25 protein-coding genes are annotated in these 21,804 nt (G+C 43.9%); 17 read left to right on the forward strand and 8 right to left on the reverse strand.

Annotated features, from left to right (window positions below; genetic code table 11):
* Positions 1–30 precede the first annotated feature (30 nt).
* A complete protein-coding gene (gene moaA, locus WJR50_RS14355; RefSeq protein WP_341294012.1) occupies positions 31–1,020 on the reverse strand; it encodes a GTP 3',8-cyclase MoaA in 990 nt (329 codons plus the stop codon).
* Positions 1,021–1,105: 85 nt separating this feature from the next.
* On the opposite strand from moaA, the gene moaD reads away from it, so the two are divergent.
* Genes moaD through WJR50_RS14370 form a run of 3 tightly spaced genes read left to right on the forward strand, consistent with a single transcriptional unit; the run spans position 1,106 to position 2,585 of the window.
* The gene (gene moaD, locus WJR50_RS14360; protein WP_341293988.1) at positions 1,106–1,348 is read left to right on the forward strand and encodes a molybdopterin converting factor subunit 1; all 243 of its coding nucleotides are present in this window, start codon (positions 1,106–1,108) and stop codon (positions 1,346–1,348) included.
* A gap of 25 nt (positions 1,349–1,373) precedes the next feature.
* Positions 1,374–1,802 (forward strand): molybdenum cofactor biosynthesis protein MoaE, encoded by a 429-nt coding sequence (locus WJR50_RS14365; protein WP_341293989.1) that lies wholly within the window; start codon positions 1,374–1,376, stop codon positions 1,800–1,802.
* 3 nt (positions 1,803–1,805) lie between these two features.
* Entirely contained in the window at positions 1,806–2,585 is a 780-nt protein-coding gene (locus tag WJR50_RS14370; protein ID WP_341293990.1) for an MOSC domain-containing protein, read from the forward strand.
* Here the strand turns inward: WJR50_RS14370 and WJR50_RS14375 are convergent.
* A complete protein-coding gene (locus tag WJR50_RS14375) occupies positions 2,580–3,449 on the reverse strand; it encodes an SDR family oxidoreductase (RefSeq protein ID WP_341293991.1) in 870 nt (289 codons plus the stop codon). The genes WJR50_RS14370 and WJR50_RS14375 overlap by 6 nt on opposite strands.
* A 100-nt stretch (positions 3,450–3,549) precedes the next feature.
* Between WJR50_RS14375 and WJR50_RS14380 the strand changes: the two genes are divergently transcribed.
* The 3 genes from WJR50_RS14380 (at position 3,550) to WJR50_RS14390 (ending at position 6,029) form a co-directional block, all read left to right on the forward strand.
* Entirely contained in the window at positions 3,550–4,320 is a 771-nt protein-coding gene (locus WJR50_RS14380) for a phenylalanine 4-monooxygenase (protein ID WP_341293992.1), read from the forward strand.
* Between the two features lie 2 nt (positions 4,321–4,322).
* Positions 4,323–5,042: a sulfotransferase-like domain-containing protein gene (locus WJR50_RS14385; protein ID WP_341293993.1), complete on the forward strand. Its 720-nt coding sequence runs from the start codon at positions 4,323–4,325 to the stop codon at positions 5,040–5,042.
* Positions 5,043–5,123: 81 nt separating this feature from the next.
* Entirely contained in the window at positions 5,124–6,029 is a 906-nt protein-coding gene (locus WJR50_RS14390) for an aminotransferase class IV (RefSeq protein ID WP_341293994.1), read from the forward strand.
* Positions 6,030–6,193: 164 nt separating this feature from the next.
* Here the strand turns inward: WJR50_RS14390 and WJR50_RS14395 are convergent, their stop codons facing one another.
* On the reverse strand, positions 6,194–6,784 hold the full coding sequence (locus WJR50_RS14395) for a hypothetical protein (protein WP_341293995.1): 591 nt from the start codon (positions 6,782–6,784) through the stop codon (positions 6,194–6,196).
* Positions 6,785–7,219: 435 nt separating this feature from the next.
* On the reverse strand, positions 7,220–7,975 hold the full coding sequence (locus WJR50_RS14400; protein WP_341293996.1) for a hypothetical protein: 756 nt from the start codon (positions 7,973–7,975) through the stop codon (positions 7,220–7,222).
* Between the two features lie 737 nt (positions 7,976–8,712).
* On the opposite strand from WJR50_RS14400, the gene WJR50_RS14405 reads away from it, so the two are divergent.
* The 6 genes from WJR50_RS14405 (at position 8,713) to WJR50_RS14430 (ending at position 13,682) form a co-directional block, all read left to right on the forward strand.
* Entirely contained in the window at positions 8,713–9,354 is a 642-nt protein-coding gene (locus tag WJR50_RS14405; RefSeq protein ID WP_341293997.1) for a PQLLE family protein, read from the forward strand.
* Positions 9,355–9,530: 176 nt separating this feature from the next.
* Positions 9,531–9,974 carry an SHOCT domain-containing protein gene (locus WJR50_RS14410; protein WP_341293998.1) on the forward strand — a complete coding sequence of 148 codons (444 nt, stop codon included), beginning with the start codon at positions 9,531–9,533 and terminating at the stop codon, positions 9,972–9,974.
* 82 nt (positions 9,975–10,056) lie between these two features.
* On the forward strand, positions 10,057–10,596 hold the full coding sequence (locus WJR50_RS14415) for a hypothetical protein (protein WP_341293999.1): 540 nt from the start codon (positions 10,057–10,059) through the stop codon (positions 10,594–10,596).
* Entirely contained in the window at positions 10,593–11,357 is a 765-nt protein-coding gene (locus tag WJR50_RS14420; protein ID WP_341294000.1) for a DUF5995 family protein, read from the forward strand. Before WJR50_RS14415 ends, WJR50_RS14420 begins: the two co-directional genes overlap by 4 nt.
* Before the next feature lie 103 nt (positions 11,358–11,460).
* The gene (locus tag WJR50_RS14425) at positions 11,461–12,309 is read left to right on the forward strand and encodes a sterol desaturase family protein (RefSeq protein ID WP_341294001.1); all 849 of its coding nucleotides are present in this window, start codon (positions 11,461–11,463) and stop codon (positions 12,307–12,309) included.
* A 200-nt stretch (positions 12,310–12,509) separates the two neighbouring features.
* Positions 12,510–13,682, forward strand: coding sequence for a dipeptidase (locus tag WJR50_RS14430; RefSeq protein ID WP_341294002.1), 1,173 nt, complete (start codon positions 12,510–12,512; stop codon positions 13,680–13,682).
* A gap of 85 nt (positions 13,683–13,767) precedes the next feature.
* Here WJR50_RS14430 and WJR50_RS14435 read toward each other — a convergent pair whose 3' ends face one another.
* Positions 13,768–13,950 (reverse strand): hypothetical protein, encoded by a 183-nt coding sequence (locus tag WJR50_RS14435; protein ID WP_341294003.1) that lies wholly within the window; start codon positions 13,948–13,950, stop codon positions 13,768–13,770.
* Positions 13,951–13,970: 20 nt separating this feature from the next.
* On the opposite strand from WJR50_RS14435, the gene WJR50_RS14440 reads away from it, so the two are divergent.
* Positions 13,971–14,417, forward strand: coding sequence for a Cif family virulence factor (locus WJR50_RS14440; protein WP_341294004.1), 447 nt, complete (start codon positions 13,971–13,973; stop codon positions 14,415–14,417).
* 192 nt (positions 14,418–14,609) lie between these two features.
* On the opposite strand, the gene WJR50_RS14445 is transcribed toward WJR50_RS14440, so the two are convergent.
* On the reverse strand, positions 14,610–15,920 hold the full coding sequence (locus WJR50_RS14445; RefSeq protein WP_341294005.1) for a DEAD/DEAH box helicase: 1,311 nt from the start codon (positions 15,918–15,920) through the stop codon (positions 14,610–14,612).
* A gap of 567 nt (positions 15,921–16,487) precedes the next feature.
* Here WJR50_RS14445 and WJR50_RS14450 point away from each other — a divergent pair.
* Positions 16,488–17,051: a hypothetical protein gene (locus tag WJR50_RS14450; protein ID WP_341294006.1), complete on the forward strand. Its 564-nt coding sequence runs from the start codon at positions 16,488–16,490 to the stop codon at positions 17,049–17,051.
* 700 nt (positions 17,052–17,751) lie between these two features.
* Here the strand turns inward: WJR50_RS14450 and moaC are convergent.
* Positions 17,752–18,252 carry a cyclic pyranopterin monophosphate synthase MoaC gene (moaC, locus tag WJR50_RS14455; RefSeq protein WP_341294007.1) on the reverse strand — a complete coding sequence of 167 codons (501 nt, stop codon included), beginning with the start codon at positions 18,250–18,252 and terminating at the stop codon, positions 17,752–17,754.
* A gap of 103 nt (positions 18,253–18,355) precedes the next feature.
* Positions 18,356–19,060, reverse strand: a complete 705-nt coding sequence (locus WJR50_RS14460; protein ID WP_341294008.1) for a YiaD family glycine zipper/OmpA-like lipoprotein — start codon at positions 19,058–19,060, stop codon at positions 18,356–18,358.
* A gap of 335 nt (positions 19,061–19,395) precedes the next feature.
* Between WJR50_RS14460 and WJR50_RS14465 the strand changes: the two genes are divergently transcribed.
* The 3 genes from WJR50_RS14465 (at position 19,396) to WJR50_RS14475 (ending at position 21,737) form a co-directional block, all read left to right on the forward strand.
* A complete protein-coding gene (locus WJR50_RS14465) occupies positions 19,396–20,040 on the forward strand; it encodes a porin family protein (protein ID WP_341294009.1) in 645 nt (214 codons plus the stop codon).
* Between the two features lie 101 nt (positions 20,041–20,141).
* Complete coding sequence (locus WJR50_RS14470) at positions 20,142–21,347, forward strand: molybdopterin molybdotransferase MoeA (protein WP_341294010.1); 1,206 nt, start codon at positions 20,142–20,144, stop codon at positions 21,345–21,347.
* Positions 21,348–21,488: 141 nt separating this feature from the next.
* Positions 21,489–21,737, forward strand: coding sequence for a hypothetical protein (locus WJR50_RS14475; RefSeq protein ID WP_341294011.1), 249 nt, complete (start codon positions 21,489–21,491; stop codon positions 21,735–21,737).
* Positions 21,738–21,804 lie beyond the last annotated feature (67 nt).

Raw genomic sequence — 21,804 nt, forward strand, 5'->3', positions numbered from 1 at the left:
CTGACCCGAGTAGCCTGAACCTGATACCTGTCAGCCACCGATAGTAGACATAGACTCAGAGGCTGGGTGCGATGATTGACGGGATTTTTCAGCTTCAAAACCATCTTTAGCACGGCTGGTGTAAGCCTTTTTCAGTTCAGCCTTGATTTCATCATCACTAGCCCCACTACGCAAAAGCTGACGAATATCCAATACACCATCGTCGTAAAGGCAGGTTTTGAGCGTGCCCTGAGCAGTGACCCTGATACGGTTACAACTTCCGCAGAAAGTACGGCTGAAGGCAGCAATAATGCCTACCTTTCCTTTGTGCCCGGGTATCTGGTAGTTGTAGGAAGTGGAATGTGCGGCGTCCTTTACTTTCTGAATATTCGGATACTGCTCTCTTAATTTCTCCAGAATTTTACGATGCGTCCACACCAGTACCGGATAGTGGCTGCCCTCTCCGTTGAAAGGCATCTCTTCTATAAAGCGAACATCTACCGGATAATCACGTGTGAGCTCAGTAAGGGGAATAATATCATCTGTATTCTTACCATCCATCACCACCGCATTGATCTTGGTAGGAATCTGTTGAGCAATCAGCTCGTCAAAGCAGGCTTTTACTTTATCAAACTCATCCCTGCGGGTAATTGCTGCGAACCGCTCCCGGTCAAAAGTATCCAGGCTGAGATTGACCGAGCGTATCCCTAACTGCTTAAGCTCAGCTACATAATTTGTAGTCAGTACACCATTGGTAGTGATGTTAATATCTTCAATGCCCTTAATCTGACTAAGTTGTCGTAGAAAATACATTAAATCCTTCCTTACAAAAGGCTCTCCTCCGGTGATTCTCACTTTAGATACCCCTATCTCTGCCATCAGACTCACCATTTTTAGCATCTCTTCGTAAGTCAGCAGTTCCTGCTTGGGCAGATACCTGATTCCTTCTGCGGGCATGCAGTAAAAACAGCGCAAATTACAGCGATCCGTGACTGCCAGCCGCAGGTAAGTGATAGGACGTCCGTGATTATCGTATATCAGGTCAGGCATAGAGAATTTTTTCCTTGCTCAAATACAAATGTACATAGCTTTGCGTATTAAACATAACTGACTTAATTTGTGTGCTATGCAACTTAACATTTTATTATTCGGCATTACCAAAGAAATTATTGGGCAGCAAAGGCTAAAACTGGAGCTACCTCAGGAAACTAGTGTAAGCAATCTTTTGCAAAGTCTCAAGCAAAGCTACCCTGCATTGGAAAACCTGGACTCCATGCTGGTGGCAGTCAACAATGAATACAGTCAAAAGGATCAACTTTTACAGGAAAGTGATGAAATCGCTATCATTCCTCCGGTAAGTGGCGGTTAGTGAAATATATAATGATTGAAGAGGAATGAACAGTAAGACGAGAGACATACTGCTAAGCGATCAGCCGCTGGATATCAATACTGCTCTGGAAGCTGTCAATGACGGAAGTGCCGGTGCAGTAGATATTTTCATTGGCACGGTCAGGAATAAGACGCAGGAGCGCGCTGTAGTACGGCTGGAATACGAAGCCTACGACAGTATGGCGATCAAGGAGATGGAAAAGCTGGCGGAAGAAACCGCTTCTAAGTGGCCGGTTGCTAAAATTGCCATTCATCACCGCAAAGGTACTTTGTACATTGGCGACATTGCAGTAATCATTGCCGTATCTACACCCCATCGGCAGGAGGCTTTTGAAGCCTGCAAATACACTATTGATACGCTAAAGCAGAGTGTACCCATATGGAAAAAGGAGATTTTTGAAGACGGAGAAACATGGGTAGCCGCCCATCCCTAACTTATGCCTTATATTGAAAAACTAACCCTCTACCCTATCAAATCACTGGATGGCATAGAGGTAACACAAGCTAGCATTACTGACAAAGGAGCTTTGTATCTGGACCGGATGTTTGCCCTGTACAATCAGGCAGGCAGAACGGTCAATGCCAAGAAATACCCGGCTATACAAAAGGTACGCGCAGGCTTTGACCTTCACCAGCTAAGGGTTAATCTGTCTACCCCCGAAGGGCTGATGGCAAGTTTTCAGATGGAGCATGAACAGCAGCAAATCGCGGAATTTTTTAGCGAATACCTTAAAGAGCCGGTGTTTATCAAGCAAAATGAAGTTTCTGGTTTTCCCGATGATGATGAAAACTCCGGCCCTACCATCGTGAGTACCGCTACTTATCTGGAAGTACAGCAATGGTTTCCTGATCTCTCTCTGGGAAATATCAGAAGACGCTTTCGGGCAAATATTGAGCTAGGCGACTGTTATGCACCTTTCTGGGAAGACCGTTTATTTGATGTCCCGGGTACTGACAAGTTTTTTCAGCTTGGCAATGTCTCGTTTGTTGGCAAAAAGCCCTGCGCCCGCTGTACCGTACCTACCCGCGATCCGCTCAGCAGTATTGCTGACAATAGTTTTATGAGCACCTTCATCAACCGCCGGGAAGAATCTTTACCCTCTTTCGCACAGGCTGAACAGTTCAATCATTACTACCATCTATGTGTGAATACTGTTATTCCTGACACTGAGAAGGGCAAAATTCTGCAGCTAAAAGATCAGCTTAACGTACTATGAGGGAACAGGCCTTAGCTCTTGTCCTTCCAAATATTCTTTAAAGGTTAGACCGCCATACCTGGGCGCTACCATATCATGGGTAGTGATGTAAGAAAAATAGCTGAGCTTATCATACAGGTTTTTGTTGAGCAGCCTGACCAGCATCAGCCCTGGTTTCACAATCCAGAGGGGAATGTTCATTGTAAGCCTGGTGTGCGTGGCTTCAGCTACCATTTCCATCACCTCGTTGCGACTATGAATCTCCGGCCCTCCTACTTCAGCTATCTGAGGACCATTCTGAAGATGCTCAATGCAAAACTTTGCAAGATCTTTGGGGTGAATGGCATTGGTCAGGCATTTACCATCCCCCGGAGTCATCAGCATTCCACTTTTAGACATAATAATCAGATCATTCAGACCAGAAAACATACCTACCGGCTTGATGACGGTGTGTGATAAGTTGGTATGCATCAGGTTCTGGGCAAACATTTCCTGCGCCCAGCCCTGCATCAAATTGGGGGAAGTTTCACTGCCATAAATAGAGGTGTAGACGAAGCGGGATACGCCTGCTTTCTTGGCTTCTTCCAGCAAATTAAGATTGCCCCTGAAATCTATATCCACGAAGTTTCCCCACTCCGGAGCAAACAGACTAACACTTTTGCCAATGGTAGATAACACAATCTCTATATCGTCACATATTCCGCTCAGCTGCTCGGGCTGTGTGGCATCCGCCAGCACCACCTCATCACAGTATGGAGCTATAGTTTTTCTCTTGGCTTCATCACGAATATGCCCTCTCACCCAATACTCAGGATGGTTGTGGAGTTGTTTGAGTACTTCCAAGCCTAGTACGCCCGAAGCCCCTGCAATAAGTACCTTCTTCACTTTGTTATATTTTTAGAAACAACAGTTTTCTTTTATTTAGGTTTTATCTATATAGAATTAATTGTATCCATATGTGCCATTCCAAAAATGAAGATTAGGATTGCACATCAGCACCATAAAACAACAACCCATGATGAAGCAGGAATATGAAAAGTATAGCGAGGAAGATTTTCAGGTATGGAAAACCTTGTACGAAAGGCAGATTGTTAACCTCCCCCATGCCGCCACCCAGGCTTATCTGGACGGCCTTCAACTTATCCACTTTACCGCTGACAAAATCCCCAACTTTGATGAAACTAATACAGTACTCAAAGGGCTTACCGGCTGGCAAATCCATGTAGTACCCGGCCTGATTGACGATGACAAGTTTTTTCAACTAATGGCCAACTGCAGGTTTCCGGCTTCTACCTGGCTCCGCAAAATGAGTCAGCTGGATTATCTGGAGGAACCAGATATGTTTCATGATGTATTCGGACATGTACCGATGCTCACCAATCAGCCTTTCGTAGATTTTCTGCAGGCCCTCAGCAAGATTGCTTTAAAATATATTGACAACCTGTGGGCGATTCATCTGATCTCCCGCATTTACTGGTTCACCGTAGAATTCGGCCTGATCAGAGAGAATAATGCTTTACGCATTTACGGAGCAGGCATATTATCCTCCGCAGGAGAGACCAAATATTCGCTGAGCGAAGAAGCTACTCAACTACCATATGATGTAGACAAAGTGATGGGCACACCTTATCGCAAAGATGTTTTTCAGTCTCAATATTTTATTATTAATTCGTACGAACAATTATTTGACTCCATACCCTATATTGAGGGTTACCTGGAAAAACATGCCGATAAACCTGAACCTAATTTTGCCTGATATTGAAAAGAATTCATTTGATCTCTAACCCCCGTAACCTGTCCACTGCGCTGATGTATTCCTTTGCCCAGCGCCAAGATACCCGGGTGGTGGATGAACCTTTATACGCCTATTACCTGAAGCTCCGACCTGATGTAGATCATCCGGGAAAGGACGAAATTATGGAGAGCATGAGCAGTGACCTTCAGCAAGTGATTGATGAGGTGCTGCTCAAAGAATATGACCGGCCAATATTTTTTATCAAAGATATGGCCCATCACCTCATTGAAATGAAGCTGGATTTCATGCTTTCCATGACCAACCTCTTTCTGATCCGCAACCCCAAACAATTGATTGCTTCCATCGGTAAGGTGATGAAGCAGCCGGAGATGGAGGATATTGGTTCCAAGCAACAGTACGAACTCTATCATTGGCTCAAGGAGCATGGACAAAATCCTGTGGTGCTGGATTCGGGAGAGTTACTCAAAGATCAGGAGGGCGTTATGCAGAAGCTCTGTGCCGCGCTGGATATTCCTTTTGATGAAAATATGCTGCAATGGAAAGCCGGGGCACGACCCGAAGATGGAGTCTGGGCCAAATATTGGTACCACAATATTCACCAGTCTACCGGATTCAGTAAGCAGGAGACCAGCCGCCGCTCCCTACCCGACCACCTGCAGCCATTGTACGAAAAAGCCAGGCCTTATTACGATGCGCTCTACCAGCATTCCATCAAAGCTTAAAATTGCAAATTGAAGAATACAAATTTCAAATGACTTAAAGCACAACCTTAAACCTTTAACTTTCAACTTTTTACCAACTCCATGCTACAGAAATTCAATCCTAAGAACGCCGATATACAGGTATATGTGAAAGATGGTCTCTACCCTCGCTCCGAAGCCAAAGTCTCCGTATTTGACAGCTCCGTACAGGGAGGGGATGCAGTCTGGGAAGGGCTGCGCGTGTACAAAAACAAAATCTTCTGCCTGGACCGCCACCTGAACCGCCTGCAGGACTCTGCCAAAGCACTATTGTTTGAGAATATTCCAACTAACGAAAGTATCAGGCAGGCCATCATTCAGACGCTGGAAGCCAATGGCATGAAAGACGACACCCATATCCGCCTGACACTGACTCGGGGTGAGAAAGTGACTTCGGGCATGGACCCACGGGTAAACCAGGATGGATGCTGCCTTATCGTGCTGGCCGAATGGAAACCTCCCGTGTATGATAACGAAAAAGGCATCAAGGTCATTACGTCGGGGATAGCCCGTAACAGCCCCAAGCATCTGGATTCCAAAATTCACCACAATAACCTGCTTAACAACATACTGGCGAAGATACAGGCCAATGTGGCGGGTGCCGATGCGGCGATCATGCTGGATGCCTACGGCTTTGTGTCCGAACTCAATGACACCAATCTTTTCATGGTGAAAGGGGGAAAACTGTACACTCCCCATGCCGATGCCTGCCTGCACGGCATCACCCGCGGCCTGACCATTGAAATCGGGCGTTCCCTGGGCATAGAAGTGATTGAAAAGAACCTTTCGCTTACTGAGTTTTATACTGCTGATGAGGTATTTGCTACCGGTACTATGGGAGAGATGACTCCGGTAAGTGAAATGGATGGGCGGAAAATAGAAAACAAAGCAGGTGAAAGACTCCTTCCCAAACTCCGAAAGAAGTTTGACCAAATGATAGATGAGTTGAGCGAGCCATTGCCTTTCTAATCATCCAATGTTTAGCCGCTTACATCCAACTGAGCGGCTAAACATGGGCTTCCAACAATTTTTTAGCAATATCTCGTGCAATTTCTATTGTCTCGTTGATTGTTCTTCCTTGAGCTACTAATCCTTGAATTGTATCTGAAGTTGTTAAGTAGCATCCTTATTTTTTATCGCCATGAGACTACTCTGTAATTTGTGTAGTTTTCACCCATATCTTTCATTCTGTTTTCTAAAACCTTTATACCATTATCTATAAATGACTTCACCTCTTCATCAGTCATTATATGATATATGTCAACTCCCAAAGCAACAGGTTTACAAATTGATAGCTCAAATGTCAAATCAGGTTTTTTGTAAATCGCATATTTGTACGGACTTGAAATTATCTGACAATTTTGAGTAGGTTTAATACTTTCAATATCAATCAGTTCTTTTTGTATCAGACGATATCTTTTCTGTCTACTATGACCTCCATCCTCATTGTAAAAGAAGAAGAGTTCATTACATTTTGGACATTGGTGAATTTCGCAATGCCAATAAGGGTATTCGTCCAAACTGATAGGAGCCTTTTCTCCCCAATATGATTTAGGAGGTTCCATACTTACTTCTTGTTCAATTTGTCCGATTCTAACCAGTTCAGGTTCAAAATTTGGATTCCAATCATTCCATCCTTTGAATTTTGAGTGATCGCAGACATTCTCAAGTGTTTTTAGCTTGCTCAAAAATTCAATTAAGTTGTTTTGATTAATTTCTTCCATTCAAATTGAGGATAATAACTGATTAAAGAGACCTATCTCCTTTATTAATATACCTCCACAAACTAAGCTAATTCACCCTATTTTTATTGAAGATGTATTAAATGAGAGGGTTTTATATAAATCCACTAATAAATATGCATCAAAGGTTATTTGATTTTTTACAGCTTGCTATCATTGAAAGAAGAAAAAGTAAGTTTTCAGTTCTACTGAGGCAGTTACCACTACGGCAGTCGCCACCGTGTGATCCCGGAGGGATCTTATACGTTGTGAAAGTTATGGATCTGTAGGGCTGTAGAAGATTCCTCCACTGCGTTACGGAATGACGCTGAGTACTTCATTTTTTGCTTGCATAAAAGAAAATAAGAATGACAGATATTTATTTATGTTTCTGTGTCAAATAAGCTAGCTCTAAGCCACCCATAGTTACTGTGGAGGTTATTCAGTAACTTCTAATTCAAATTCATTTTCAAATGATATTTTCTTCCCGTTTTGCCAATGAGTAGATCTTAATTTGATCTTGTGAACCCCTACTTCTTTTCCTTTAATATTAATAATTCCATCATATTTACTGGCAACATTAGAGGGTAACTCTACAAATCCTTCATCGGTTTGTGGATCGTCAATTTCATACAAATATTTAATAGCAACCATCTTAGCTTGAGAAATCGCCATGCCATTAAAGCTATCTCCTTTTCTTATGGTAAATTTATCACCCACTGGAATTGGTATGAAATAATCTACATGCTGGAAATAGTTACTAAATTTACTATGAATGCTATTTATGAAATCCGCATTAAATAGAAGTAGTGAGACTTTAAAAATTTCTTTATTTCCAGTTTGTTTGAATTTATTGTAAGCTTGAGTGATGAATAAGCTATCTATAGGAATAGTATCATATCTGTTATTCGCTAGGTCTATTATCTCAAGCACTACTTCCTTTTGTGGTATTTCACCATTATCAATCTTAGAAATAAGATTTTGAGTCTTCTCTGATAGCTTCTCACTAATTTCTATAAACTCTTTACCAGCAGGTGAGTAGCCAGTTTCCTCAACATGAGTGATTAGATCACTGCTTCTCCTGTTTATCTGTGCTTTGATAAATTCTATTTGATTACTTGAATCAACTGAAGTTGATTGCTTATTACAACTGAGCAGTAAAAATCCTAAAAGAATTAATATTGTGTTTTTCATTTCTTATGAAACCTAACATCTGTAAAAAAGACTAATTTCCTCTATGTAAAACTTCTCTAAACTAAGTAAACTCACCCTATCTTCATTGAAGATGTATGAAATCAATGGGTTTTGTAAATATCCACTAATAAGTATGCATAAAAGCATTTTCATTACCCTGAACCAAAGTATTACTTGCCCATTCCTTCTTTATGTTTTCGTTGCGCTTATTTGTACTCTCCTGCGTCTGCTTAATGCTTTGTATTCAAATGATCACTCGCTAAGAGGGTTTTGGAGTTGTCCCGGAAGGGATAAAGTGTTAGTGGCGAAGCTTACTGACTGCCCCGCTATGGGGCAATGATAAAGTACCAGTCCTCAGTAGCTATCCCTGAGTGGGGCAGTCGTTGAGCTTTGCCGTTTGGTACATGTACCTTACAGGGGCAAGTACATTGTATCAGTACTTTGTGTCCGCCCCGCCCGGGGCAAGGGTTAAGGTACAGTGCTCTAAGAATGCCCCGGACGACATCAGGTCCGATCGTCCGTTTTTTAACATTCAAAGTATTCATCCGCATCCTCTACTTCCCACAAGTAACATATCAGCACGCTTAGTACAACAGTAACTACCTGTTTCCGCTATCCACTCACTTCTTTGAAAAATAGCAGACAGCATCAATATGCTTACCTGAGTAAGTTTGCTTGTGTTCGTGAAGCGGAGAATTGCATCATGTCAGCTTATTTTTATTGAAAAAAATAGAGTGATGAAAAAGAATGGTATTTACAACGAACTGGAAAGTAACCGCCTGATCATCAGCGGTGCTTTGTCCAATCCTCAGATCATCAAAGCCCTGACTCCTCTGGGCTTTGACCGTAAAGAAATTATGAATGGCAACAGTTTGCTGGCCCGGATGTCAGGGCAGCAGGAGCAGCGCGAACAGGAAGAGAACCTGCAGAAATCCAGTACCCAAAAGCTACGCGATGCTTTTAAAGAAGCCAACGCCCTTTATGTTACACATCTGAAGTTTGCCCGTATGACCATTTCACCCAATAGCCAGGCATGGCACGATATGAAGCTGGAGGGCAAGAGACGCAGAGATATGGCCGGATGGTTCATGCAGGTAAAAGCCTTTTATAAATATGCCGGGGCCGTAAGTGAGCAGCTCGCGCAAAGGGGAATTACTGCCGAAGAAATGGCCCAGGTGCAGGCCATGATTGAGGCAGTAGCCGATGCAAGGGTAGAGCAAAACAAGTACAGGAGTAGTAAACAGGTGGCTAAAGTACGCCGTGATGAAGAGCGAAAAGCATTACAGCTATGGATGAGCAAGTTTATCAAAGCCGCCCGCTTTGCTTTTGATGAGGATAAACAGCAGCTGGAAGCTTTGGGTATCGTAGTACCTTCATAAAACTTAAATATTGAGTATTGCAGATGTAAGGGTATGTCTGCTATACTTAACATGATTGCCAGTGTGTGTTCGCCAACTGTGGAATTTGAGTTGCACAATTAACATATACAATTCCAGGTTACATCATTCCTCTCAGTGTCTACTAAGCTCTAAAGAACACAAAAGCTTACTACGACATGAGCACTGCACTGACCGAAACTTTATTATCGCTGTATTTTGGAGGCATCTATTTTTTTATGGTACTGCTTACCTCCTATCTGGGCAGAAAAAGTAACCTCCATTGGGGTTATGTAGCCGCTGCCTCTTTATTATTCACCCCAATTGCCGGGATGGTCCTTTTACTCTGGTTTGGAGAAAGAATGAACTCTTATCAGAGGGTGGAACGCCTTAAACAACTAAGAGAGCAGGGTATCCTCAATGAAGAGGAATTTAACTGGAAATACTATCCGGCAACGCCTGAAATGTTGCTCCGTGAGTTAGCCATACTAAGAGACGAAGGTGTGCTGACGCGTGAAGAATACCACTCTAAAGTGTACCGTATAATGGAAGAAGATGAAACAGCCTATAACCCAGATCATCATATTTCCAGAGTATCCCGGCAGACCAATATAGCCGTATGATGTGCTTTCGGTAAGTTAGGCTTGTATGTAAAGTCTAAGCCATTCGCTGTACTGTAAATTCCTCACCTTAAATCAAATGCAGATGGAGTATCAAAAAGCCAATCAGATTTATTATTTTAAGGTAGGAAAAGGCAAGTGGACAGGAAAGTTTGAATTCAGGCTTACGGACAAAGACAGGCTCACACAAGAAAAAGTGGGTCTGATTAATAATCTGCTGGTTCAGGCCATGCTGCTATTTCAAAAGTTATTGGGGAAGGCCCGGATTGACTCTGAGATCAAAATCTATCCGGATAAGTACGAGATAGGCAGCGCCTTTAATGTAGTAAGGATACATAAATATGGCTTGACGCTTTATCTGCTGAGAGAAGAATACATACTGGACCCAAACGGTAAAGATGTAGTGGTGAATGCCAATGACCGATTCGGACCATTTCCTTTTCTCCTGAATAAACAAAAATCATATCCGGCAGAGATTCTTGATGAAGGCCTCCAGTCCCGCTACTATATGCCCTTGCTGGGTAGCACCTGGGTTTGTGAATATAGTGTGAAGGATCATGATCATGTAGATGGGCTACTGAAGTGTAAATGGGGCGAATCTATAGAAACCATTCATAGACTATGACAACTACTACGCTCACCTATCAGCAACGGATTGAAGAGGTTTATAAGGCCTTGGATAAACTTACCCGATTGCTGGAATCTCAGCAAGATACGAGGGCTACCTTTGCTTTGGTATATACCAGAATGACTTACAGAATCCTGCTAAGCCTGAACGAACACGCTTATCTAAAGCCCGAAACTGTAACCGCTCTTACTGAATCCTTCGCCCACAAATATATGAGTGCAGTTGAAGCTTATTCTAATCACTTAAACTGTCCCCCGGCCTGGAATTATGCCTTTGATACACTCAAGGGAACTACTACTTCTCTGCTGGATGAACTGCTAATCTGCATGTATGTGCATATCAGCTATGACCTGCCCTTTGCACTTTGGGAAGTAGAACAAAAGCTCCCTGATGCGCTCAGCATTCATGATTTTCATCTGGTCAATGATGTTTTGCAAACTTCCATTGATGAAATACAGGAGTTGGTAGCACGGCGGTACAGTTACCGTCTTTTTTCTCTGGACCGCTACCTCAAAAACAATGACGAAATCATTACCAATTATGGGATTCGGCTGTCAAGAGGTATCGCATGGTACAATTTCCAAAGGCTCAAAGCCCACATAGATATTGAAAGTGCGCTCTATCGGAGCTGTGAAGTCAATACCCGGCTTATCATTAACGGACCATATCGCATTACCCGTCTACCTCTCAAACTCATCCGCTACCTCCTGAACCTGGACAGGTTCTGGCCTTCGCAGGAAGAAACTCAGTCTGTGTAGCTTAAATTTCCAGAAGTAAAATCAGCAAGAGAATATATGTCTTACATCGTAAGTTCGGAGCTTACGCCTATAGGGTAAAACAGAAATTAAACCTTATAGAATTATGCCAACTCCATTAGAAGTTTTGCTGGACCCTTTATCACTCATTATTCTTGCTTTTTATGGCGGTCTGATGCTTTGGGAAGCTTTGTTTCCCGGTAAAACACTACCCAAAGTAAAAAACTGGAAGCTTAGAGGACTGAGCTCCTTTGCCTTCTTCTTTTACCTCTCCTCCTATCTGCCCCTGCTGGTGGATCCCTGGCTGGCCCCTTATCAGTTGATTGATCTTTCTGCCTTAGGCACTGTAAGCGGAGGTTTGTTGGGGATACTGCTCTATGAGCTTGGTGTGTTTGCCTGGCACTACAGCCTGCACCATTCCAACTTCCTGTGGCGTAGCTTTCATCAGATGCATCATAGTGCCGAACGTATGGATACTTACGGTGCCTTTTACTTCAGTCCGCTGGATATGATAGGCTTTACCATGTTGGGTAGTGTGTGCTTTACCCTACTGGTAGGATTATCTCCCCAGGCGATTACCATGGTACTTTTAGTGACTACCTTTTTGGGTATGTTTCAGCATGCCAATATCAAAACACCACGCTGGCTGGGGTATATTGTACAACGTCCGGAGAGTCATGCCTATCATCATGCTCGTGGCATACATAAATGCAACTATTCGGATGTAGCCCTGTTTGACATCATTTTTGGCACATTTCACAATCCTCAAAGCTTTGAACATGATACTGGCTTTTATGATGGTGCCTCGGCCCGTGTAGGAGATATGCTGCTCTTCAAAGATGTGAGCCAGCCCAAAGTGAAGGCTTCACAATCTGAAGAAAGCCCTGCTGTACAAGTGGTAGAGCATACGGATAGACCAGAGATCAGAGAAACTGAGTCAGAACTTACCAAATAAGCCATTCACCTTTTACCAATTACTTCATCTCTCACCCGCATCGGCTCTAAGCGCTCAGCTTACTGGTGCGGGTTTCTTATTTCATACCTTCTCTGTTCATATTTTTAGAAGCCACAGTTTTAATATTCATGATATTCCTTCAAATTACAGCTGATTAACCTGGCTTGCTTTAAACTGCTAACACGTTCCATTCTGACGATATGAAAAAATTCAAATGGCCTGTCATCGTTCTATTGCTCCTTATCATTATTTATTCGGCAGTCGCATGGATTGTGCCCCGGCAGTTTGACCAGCAGTTGAACAAGACGCAAAACCCTCCCCCCTATCTTGTCTCTAATAAAGCCCTGAATCTTTATACCTCTCTGGATTTTGTCGCTGACCTGCACTGTGATGCCCTGCTCTGGGACCGTGACCTGACGCAAAAACATGACATAGGGCATGTGGACTTTCCCCGAATGCAGGAAGCGAATATGGCACTGCAAGCCTTTACCATAGTCACCAAATCTCCGGCTGGGCAGAATTTCAGAAAAAACTCGGGAGACTCTTTTGATAACATCACCCTGCTGAATTTTCTACAGGCAAAGCCGCTATCCAACTGGTTCAGCCTCTCAGCAAGGGCGGTGTACCAGAGTCAGCAGCTCCATCAGTTTGCTGAGGCATACGAGGATGAGTTTATCGTGGTGAAAAGCCGGGAAGACTTAAACCGCCTGATTACTCTGAGGAAAGAGAACAGAAGAGTGACAGGAGGCTTTTTAGGGATTGAAGGAGCGCATTGTCTGGAAGGTAAAATGGAGAATCTTGAAAAACTATACCAGGAAGGCGTCCGTATGCTAGCCCCTACCCACTTCTTTGACAATGCCCTGGGCGGCTCTGCCCACGGTATGGATAAAGGAGGTCTAACCGATTTTGGCAGTGAAGTCATACAACGTATGGACGAGTTAAAGATAATCATTGATCTGGCCCACGCCTCTCCCACGCTTATTGATGATGTGCTGGACCTGAGCCAGCGTCCGGTACTGGTTTCGCATACCGGGGTAAAAGGCACCCGGGACAATGTGCGTAACCTTTCAGATGCCCACATACGGCGCATCGCTGAAAATGGGGGGCTGATAGGCGTAGGCTTTTTTGCCGGTGCGGTCAATGAACCTCTTACCCAGGGGATAGTAGAGGCGATGCAACACATCAAAGCGATTGCCGGAGTAGACTGTATCGCTCTGGGCTCAGACTATGATGGCAGCGCCACAGTGCCCTTTGATGTCACCGGCTTACCCCTGCTGGTAGAAGAGATGCTCGCCCAGGGTTTTGAGGAAGATGAAATCAGAGCCATTATGGGAGAAAATGTAAAACGCTTCATGCTACAAAACCTCCCTTAGTGCAAAACGGATCTGCCAGTACTAGCCGCCGCCGAGTGGCCCATTTCAGAAACAAGGCAGATCTATAGCTTACATATCTTGTTCATCACTCCTGACGACCTACCCAAAAGCCCCGGCTGAGCGTCCTCAAACCAAATGTCGGGCGAATGGCGGGCCAATGTATGTCAAATTCGTGTTCAGTGTTGACGCTTTTCCCTAATCTTGTTTCCGATGCGACAAGCAGCAGGTAGTAAATTTTAAGCCTGCTCAAATCAACGCATGATTTCATAACACTTAAACACAGAAAAGATGAAAACGACAAAAATGTACGCACTCGCTATCTTCGCTATTTGTCTCATGATGCTCACCCTAAGTACGGAAAGTAAAGCCCAAAGTGAGGATGAGGCCAAACAGGCTATTCAGACTGCCAATGCCAATTATGTCCAGTGGTTTAACCAGGGAGAGATTGATTCACTGATGACCTTATATCATGAGGATGCTTGTGTGGCAGGTATTGGTTGTCACAAAAACTACCTTACGGATTATTACAGAGTACAAATGGGCCGGTATACATTCAAAGAACTGGCTGCTGATCACATCAGTATAGAGGATAACATCGCCAAAGAAGAGGGCAAGTTCACCATTCTCTTTGCTTCTGGCAATGAGGTAAGAGGCACCTATGTAACGGAATGGCAATATACCGACGGTCAATGGCAGATAAGGAATGATCAGGCCAATATCACCGCTGGTCAATAAAAGTCTGTTTAGCTTTACGGGCGGCAGGCATACTCCGGTATACAGTCTGTTGCCCCTAAATTTACTCATCTAAAAGCCAGTCATTATAGACAGTATTCCCAGCCTTAGGGAAGTCAGCATAACGCATAGGTCATACTACGGTACATTTTCTTATAAGGACTGTAAGTACATCATCAGAAAAATTCACCCCACCTAAATCACCGATACCCTGACCTTTTTCTTCTTCAACTTCACATTATTTACTTTGGGAATAAGCTTTTTTATGGTAGCGGTCTTTACAGCAACAAAAGCACAATCATTTTTGAGTTCAATAACACCGACCTCATCCTGCGCAAGTTTGCCCTGCTTGATAAATAAGCCTGCCACATCACCTTTAGAGATCTTGTCTTTCCTGCCTCCGGAAATAAACAATGTACTCCAGGCAGAAGCCTTGGGTGTCGGGTTTTGCTTGAGCTTTTCAATGGGGATATCTTTTATATAATCGGGGCTATCTTCATTTTTATACTGAATCACATAAGCTGTCCCATCGCTATGCATACGGGCCGTTCTGCCATTACGATGGATAAATTCCTCATGCCTGAGGGGAAGATGATAATGAATGATAAAACCTATTTCAGGCACATCTAAACCCCTGGCTGCCAAATCTGTGGACAGGAGGATATTATGCGTACCATTCCTGAATTTGATCAATGCTCTTTCCCTGTCTACCTGCTCCATACCACCATAAAAGGTACCATGGGATATATGATGCTCAGTCAGATAATCGCTTACCCGCTGTATGGAGTCTTTGAAATTGCAGAAGATGATACCATTCTGATCACCGATATGCGCCAGCAGCTCAACAAGCGTATCCAGCTTATCTTTGACCGGTGAAATCACTAATTTGATTTGTAGGCGCAGGCTTCTTTTTTCCAGATAATCAATAACAATAGGGTCTTTCAGATTGACAAAGCCGGGAATAGCGACCCCCTGCGTGGCTGAGGTCAATACCTTCTTCTTCACTTTGGTCAGCAGCCTGAGAATATCTTTCATCTCACTTTCAAAACCCACTTCCAGTGATTTATCAAATTCATCCAGCACCAGGGTATTGATATCACGCGTCTCAAATGCTTCTCTTTTGAGATGGTCAGCCACTCTGCCCGGTGTACCAATCAGCACGGCTGGCCTATGTTTAATTTCCAGCCTGTCTTTAGAACCTGTACGCCCTCCATATACGGCATTAACTTTAAAGCCCGTGCCCATCTCCCGCATCACCTGTTCAATCTGAATGGCCAGTTCGCGGGATGGTACAATGATTACACATTGAATTTCATCACAAGCGGGATCTAATGCCTTAATAATTGGGAGCAGAAAAGCCAGTGTTTTACCCGTACCGGTGGGAGAAAGTAATACAACTTCCGGGCTGCCTGCTATGGTAGACTGCGCCTCTATCTGCATAGGGTTCAGTTGTGCTATGCCTAGTTTAGCTAAAATGTCTGCCTGGCTTTTTATGGATGTTGACATGGAGGATCAAATATTGAAAGATAAATGAAGCTTATTGTGATGATGTATGCTTAAGCAATGAAAATTCCGCCTATATGGTTTCAAATCAGGCAGCTTCAATAGGCATCAGGCAATAGCCTATGCAATATAGGTCCATTTTTCATTTTACTCCTAATAATAAATAAACACCCCCAGGTCTGTGAGACCTTCTATAGCCAGGGTCAGTGTCCTACAGACCCTCCGGCAGCTTTTTCCTCCAGGCCTTGTTAACCACTGCTTACAAACAGCCCTAAACCTCACGCAAGCAGAAGTTGGTACAAATGCTCAATAAATATAAGACACAATTTTACCCTGGAAAGAATAAATAGTCTTTAATTCAGTTAAACTGCTCACCTGCAATGGAATAGCAAAAATGAGTATTCGTAAGTTTTCCTGATATATACACAGAAACACTCATCCCATCATCGTGAAGATTAGCATAATATTACCAGAGTATAAATACACTATGGCTTATAACTGGCCTCAAAATAGCAAAGGAGTTTCTTCACAAGTAGAATTAATATATGTTAAACAAAACAATTAGAATCAATGGCAAAAGTAAAAAACAACATCGTGATTGAAGGGCTGTCAGGCTCTTTAGGTAACCGTATCGTATTCAGCCAGAGGGCAGGTAAGACGGTGGTATCCGTAAAGCCTCAACCCTCCTCTCCAAAAAGCGAAGCCCAGCTTCGGCAGATGCAGACGTTCAGGGAGGCGACCATCTACGCGAAGAAGGTGATCAAAGACCCGGTAACCAAGGCAGCCTATGCGCAGCGCGCCAGGCCCGGACAGTCGGCTTACAGTGTAGCGGTTTCAGATTACATGACTGCCCCCGACATCAGCCTGGTAGATTTCAGTCTCTACGATGGCAAGAAAGGCAGCCCTTTGACAATCCGTGCTTCTGACGACCATATGGTGACCGAAGTGCAGGTAGCCATTTATGATGGCAATGGGGTATTGCTGGAAGAAGGCAGTGCCACGCCAGAAGAAAACGGCCTGGACTGGACCTATGCCACCCAGAAAGCGACCACTGAGGTGCAGGGCAACCGCCTGGAGATCAAAGCCATTGACCTTCCCGGCAACCGCTCCCAGCGCTCAGAAGTAGTAGCCTAAGTCCAAGAAGCACTACACAACCGGCCTATAAACTTCCTTCTCTCTCTTGAATATTAATTTTATCCTGCCCAACACCACTTGTCAATCTTTCATTGTGTTAAGCTAAATTCCTTTCTATCTTGAGAAGCTATTGTTAGTACGCTATCCCCTCTCACTGAAGTTTGTAACTTCAGCTTCAATATAACCTTGCTTACCCGTGGTCGGTGTCTCCACCGACCCCCGCACCTCCACTTTACTTTGCACCCTTCGCCGGAACATTAGCGGAAAATATGTGAGTAAGATATGAAGTAAACTTTGTAAAAAGGTTTCTTACTCTATGTGCTGCAAACTGTCCTGTGGAGACACAGGCCAGGGATTAGAAGATATCTCCATTGCGTCATTCCGCAGCGCAGCGGAGCCGCCGGGGACCGGGAATCTTTACCACCCCCACATACCCTAACTGAAGTTTGCAACTTCAGCCTCAATACAAGCTCGCATATCCATGGTCGGTGTCTCCACCGACCCCAGCACCTCCACTTTACCACAGCACAAAAAGAAGCCTTATCTCCAAAAAATACCAAAACCCCAAAGCAAAGCCGTAACGAAGGAATACCGAAGCTGAAGCGAAGACACACCGAAGCGGGGATATCGCCCATTTCTGGGCAAAGTACAATTATTACACAGCTTATTGCCTACTGCTTTACACCTTTAAGCCGTCTGTCTACTCCCGCTTAAAATCCCGCTTGCCGCCGCTCTTGGCCATCAATCGGGTCTCTTTGATCACAATGTCATGAGAGAGGGCTTTGCACATATCATAAATGGTGAGGGCGGCTACATTGGCTCCGGTGAGGGCTTCCATCTCCACCCCGGTCCTGGAAGTCACCCCGACCGTACACTCCACCACCACCTCCTGTGCCTCGTTGATGTATATCTTCAGCTTGCACTTCTCAATTGGTAGTGGGTGACAAAATGGAATCAGCTCATGCGTCTTTTTAGCAGCCATAGTACCGGCAATGATCGCGGTCTGGAATACCGGGCCTTTCTTGCTGTAAATCTCCTCTTTACCCTCACTTTGCGTAAGCGCCTGCATAATCTCTTTGCCAAGCACTACTACGCATTGTGCGGTAGCACTCCTCTGTGTGATTTCCTTGGCTCCTACATCCACCATAGTAGGCTGGTTCTCTGCGTCCAGATGGGTAAGTTCCTGTTTATCCTTTGCCATAGTATTTTACTTTGCTGTAACTGCTAAGATAAGCGGCAAAAAGGCATAAAAAAACCTCCGTTTACGGAGGCTTATATTTCTTGCAAGTTGATTAATACTAAATTTACTCCCCAAGTCTGCCATCTTCAGCGGCTTCTTTCATCTCCTCATTGGCATAGATAGCCACCTCTACACGACGGTTTTCCTGGCGACCTTCAGCAGTGTCATTATCAGCTATAGGTTGCTCTTCTCCATAACCCATAGTAGTCAGGCGGCCAGGACTCACTCCCAGACCCAACAAATACTCTGAAACTGCCTCAGCTCTGTCTTCGGATAGTTCTTCATTATAATCATCCGAACCAGAACTGTCAGTATGCCCTTCAATCAGGATGTTGGTGTCCTCGTACTTTTTAAGCGTTTCCGCCATCTCCTGAAGGTTCTCTTTGGTATTATCTCGCAGCGCATAAGAGTCATAGTCAAACAGCAGACCGGAGTCAAAAGTAATCTTTATCCCTTCACCTACCCGGGTAACTTCCGCGCCTTCCAGGTCTTCTTCCAGCTCTTCCGCCTGCTTATCCATCTGCCTCCCGATCAAAGCACCAGCAGCACCTCCTACCGTAGCGCCGATGATGGCACCCACTGCGGTATTACCGGCTTTATTACCAATTACCCCACCAATGGCACCTCCTGCACCCGCACCAATGGCTCCACCTTTCTGGGTATTATCCATTGTCTTGCAGGCAGGTAAAAAGCTAAGGTTGGCAAGTAGCGCAACAGCGGCTACCCAACTCATTATTTTACTTGAATTATTGTATTTGAATCTCTTCATCTATCTAACAAATTTGTTTCTGTAACAAATAGATTCAAATGACATACCAGAATTATTACTAGCCTTACCTCCACAGCAGGTACTCATAATCATAGTTAAACGGACTTATGAGGCCATCTTGTAGTTTTCAGTGCATGAGTATGTACCTGAAAAATCCACATTATTGGGTAAATCTTACACACTTTTGTGTAAAGATTAATTTCTAATGTTCCACAGAAAAATAAATAAACGGCCTAACCCTTTAGCAAATGCAGTATTTGCGATACATCCTACTTCTTTAAGGGGCTGTGGCATCATATTTACATAATAAGGGTATAACCATCGTAATTAATTATATGGAAAATACAGACCAAATAGATAAAAAAAGAAAGACAATTATTAGACTGATTATTCTCATCATGTGCGCCTTGCTGATCCCTTTGAGTATCATCGCACAGGATATCAAAGCAGGTGTAAAGGGAGGCGTAAACTTCAGTAATTTTGCTTCGCTGGAGAATGTAGAGGATCAGAGTATGAGGACCGGATTTCATGTGGGAGTATTTGCTCAGCTACCTATTCTGGATGGGTTCGCAATACAACCAGAGATTTTATACAATACTAAAGGTACCAAAGCTACTTATGATCTTGGAGTGGCCGAAGGCGATGTCAATTTTAACCTGAGTTATATAGATATTCCTGTTTTAGCAGTATTTAAGCTGGGTGAGTCAGCCAATATCCATATAGGGCCTTATGTAGGCTTTTTGCTCAACAGTAATATTGATGCTGATGCAGTAGGAGAATTTGATGGTGAAGACAGTTTCAAAACGTTAGACTTCGGGCTGGCCGGAGGATTTGCTTTAGACTTTGAAGTGCTTTCTATTGGTACTCGTTATAATCTAGGGTTAACCAAAATCAATGAAGGTATTACTTCAGATGCCATATTGAGTGAGGTAAGCAACTCGTTGGCTCAGATATATCTGTCACTTAATCTCAATAACTAAGCACATAGATTAGATATCACTGTTATGAAAGCGTCCTTTGGGCGCTTTTTTATTTTGTCTATACTTTAGTAAAATTGTCACATCACCTAAACACTACCGATATGATTGATGTACAGCAGGCCATTGAGATCGTAATGCAGCATACTTTGCAACCAAAATCCGAAGCGCTTCCACTGGAGGAGTGTCAGGGAAAAGTGCTTCAGGAGTCAATCTACGCCGATCGCGACTTCCCTCCTTTTGACCGCGTCACTATGGATGGGATTGCTTACCTCTTTGATAGCGTGAAGGAAGGGGCACTATTGGAAGTAGAAAGCCTGCTGGCCGCCGGTACTCCTCCCTCTACCCTGGAGGATGCCCAGGCATGTATAGAAGTGATGACTGGAGCTGTCTGTCCGGTGAATGCGGATACGGTCACCCGCTATGAGGATGTAGAGTTTCTAGAAAAAGAGGGAAAGAAGTACGCCAAACTTCTGGAACTGCCTAAGAAAAAAGGCCAAAATATACACCAGCAAGGACTGGATGAAATTGAAGGTACCGAATTACTGGAATCAGGGGTGATCATTGGTCCGGCAGAGATTGCGGTAGCAGCATCAGTAGGCAAAAGTCACCTTCTGGTAAGTCAAAACCCTAGTATAGGCATCATCTCTACTGGCGATGAGCTGGTGGGAGTTGAAGAAAAGCCGGAACCTTATCAGATTCGCCGTTCTAATTCTTATGCACTCTATGCTGCCCTTCAGCAGATGGGGATTACCGCTCATTTTTATCACTTCGCAGATGAAAAAGATATCATTCAGCAAGGATTAAAAAGTGCATTGGAAAAACATGATGTCCTGATCATGAGCGGAGGGGTTTCCAAAGGCAAAAAAGATTATGTGCCGGAAGTACTGGAAACACTAGGAGTTGAAAAGCAATTTCATCGGGTGAAACAAAAGCCCGGCAAACCCTTTTGGTTTGGTAAAAGTCAGAAACACAAAGTTGTCTTTGCGCTACCCGGCAACCCGGTATCTACCTTCATGTGCTTCCACCGCTACGTAAAACCCTGGCTGTTAGCAAGCTCAGGTACCACACAGGACAAGCCATACTATGCTGAACTGGCCGGTGAAATCAAATTTCCTCCTCCCCTTACTTACTTTACCCAGGTGAAGCTGGAAAGTGCTCCCGATGGAAAACTCCTGGCCTATCCTGAAGAAGGACAAGGTTCAGGCGACTTTGCCAATCTGCTGGCCTGCGATGCTTTTATGCAGCTCCCTCCTGATAAAGAAGTATTCAGCCCCGGTGAAGTGTATCCAGTATTACTTTATCGTTAAGGCTTGTTAGGGTTAGGGTGTTACTAATCATCATTCATTACTCATTAAAATTATTCATTGCACTGCTGGCTAAATGTGGCTTAGTTGTTTTCATGCTGAATGTTTAAATTAAGAGTATAATGTCAACCTAACGCAATACGCATGAAATCCAGAAATATCCTTATGGTATTTCTCCTGTTGGGAAGTTGTGTCCAACAGCAGAAGACTGCTACCGAGTCACAAACATCTCAGACCATACCACTTTCAGGAAACATCATTGACCTCACCTATAACTATGACAGCACCACCATTTACTGGCCCACTGAGGATGGCTTTCAGTTGAATGTAGAGGCAGAAGGCTTTACCGAGAAGGGGTATTATTATATGGCTAATTCTTTCTATTCTGACTAACGTCAAATTTGGTGCTTATTATCAAGTAGTTGCAAAGCCCACATCTTCAGGCTTTAGCTCCAATTTA

The sequence above is a fragment of the Catalinimonas locisalis genome, from assembly GCF_038039535.1.
Lineage (GTDB): Bacteria > Bacteroidota > Bacteroidia > Cytophagales > Cyclobacteriaceae > Catalinimonas.

Coding starts and splice junctions, on each gene's coding strand:
- WJR50_RS14425 (WP_341294001.1), top strand. CDS start 11,461: ATGCCAACTCCATTAGAAGTTTTGCTGGACCCTTTATCACTCATTATT.
- WJR50_RS14460 (WP_341294008.1), bottom strand. CDS start 19,060: ATGAAGAGATTCAAATACAATAATTCAAGTAAAATAATGAGTTGGGTA.
- moaC (WP_341294007.1), bottom strand. CDS start 18,252: ATGGCAAAGGATAAACAGGAACTTACCCATCTGGACGCAGAGAACCAG.
- WJR50_RS14415 (WP_341293999.1), top strand. CDS start 10,057: ATGGAGTATCAAAAAGCCAATCAGATTTATTATTTTAAGGTAGGAAAA.
- WJR50_RS14435 (WP_341294003.1), bottom strand. CDS start 13,950: ATGAAATCATGCGTTGATTTGAGCAGGCTTAAAATTTACTACCTGCTG.
- WJR50_RS14365 (WP_341293989.1), top strand. CDS start 1,374: ATGAACAGTAAGACGAGAGACATACTGCTAAGCGATCAGCCGCTGGAT.
- WJR50_RS14405 (WP_341293997.1), top strand. CDS start 8,713: ATGAAAAAGAATGGTATTTACAACGAACTGGAAAGTAACCGCCTGATC.
- WJR50_RS14410 (WP_341293998.1), top strand. CDS start 9,531: ATGAGCACTGCACTGACCGAAACTTTATTATCGCTGTATTTTGGAGGC.
- WJR50_RS14465 (WP_341294009.1), top strand. CDS start 19,396: ATGGAAAATACAGACCAAATAGATAAAAAAAGAAAGACAATTATTAGA.
- WJR50_RS14445 (WP_341294005.1), bottom strand. CDS start 15,920: ATGTCAACATCCATAAAAAGCCAGGCAGACATTTTAGCTAAACTAGGC.
- WJR50_RS14470 (WP_341294010.1), top strand. CDS start 20,142: ATGATTGATGTACAGCAGGCCATTGAGATCGTAATGCAGCATACTTTG.
- WJR50_RS14395 (WP_341293995.1), bottom strand. CDS start 6,784: ATGGAAGAAATTAATCAAAACAACTTAATTGAATTTTTGAGCAAGCTA.
- WJR50_RS14430 (WP_341294002.1), top strand. CDS start 12,510: ATGAAAAAATTCAAATGGCCTGTCATCGTTCTATTGCTCCTTATCATT.
- WJR50_RS14475 (WP_341294011.1), top strand. CDS start 21,489: ATGAAATCCAGAAATATCCTTATGGTATTTCTCCTGTTGGGAAGTTGT.
- WJR50_RS14390 (WP_341293994.1), top strand. CDS start 5,124: ATGCTACAGAAATTCAATCCTAAGAACGCCGATATACAGGTATATGTG.
- WJR50_RS14450 (WP_341294006.1), top strand. CDS start 16,488: ATGGCAAAAGTAAAAAACAACATCGTGATTGAAGGGCTGTCAGGCTCT.
- WJR50_RS14400 (WP_341293996.1), bottom strand. CDS start 7,975: ATGAAAAACACAATATTAATTCTTTTAGGATTTTTACTGCTCAGTTGT.
- WJR50_RS14420 (WP_341294000.1), top strand. CDS start 10,593: ATGACAACTACTACGCTCACCTATCAGCAACGGATTGAAGAGGTTTAT.
- WJR50_RS14370 (WP_341293990.1), top strand. CDS start 1,806: ATGCCTTATATTGAAAAACTAACCCTCTACCCTATCAAATCACTGGAT.
- moaD (WP_341293988.1), top strand. CDS start 1,106: ATGCAACTTAACATTTTATTATTCGGCATTACCAAAGAAATTATTGGG.
- WJR50_RS14440 (WP_341294004.1), top strand. CDS start 13,971: ATGAAAACGACAAAAATGTACGCACTCGCTATCTTCGCTATTTGTCTC.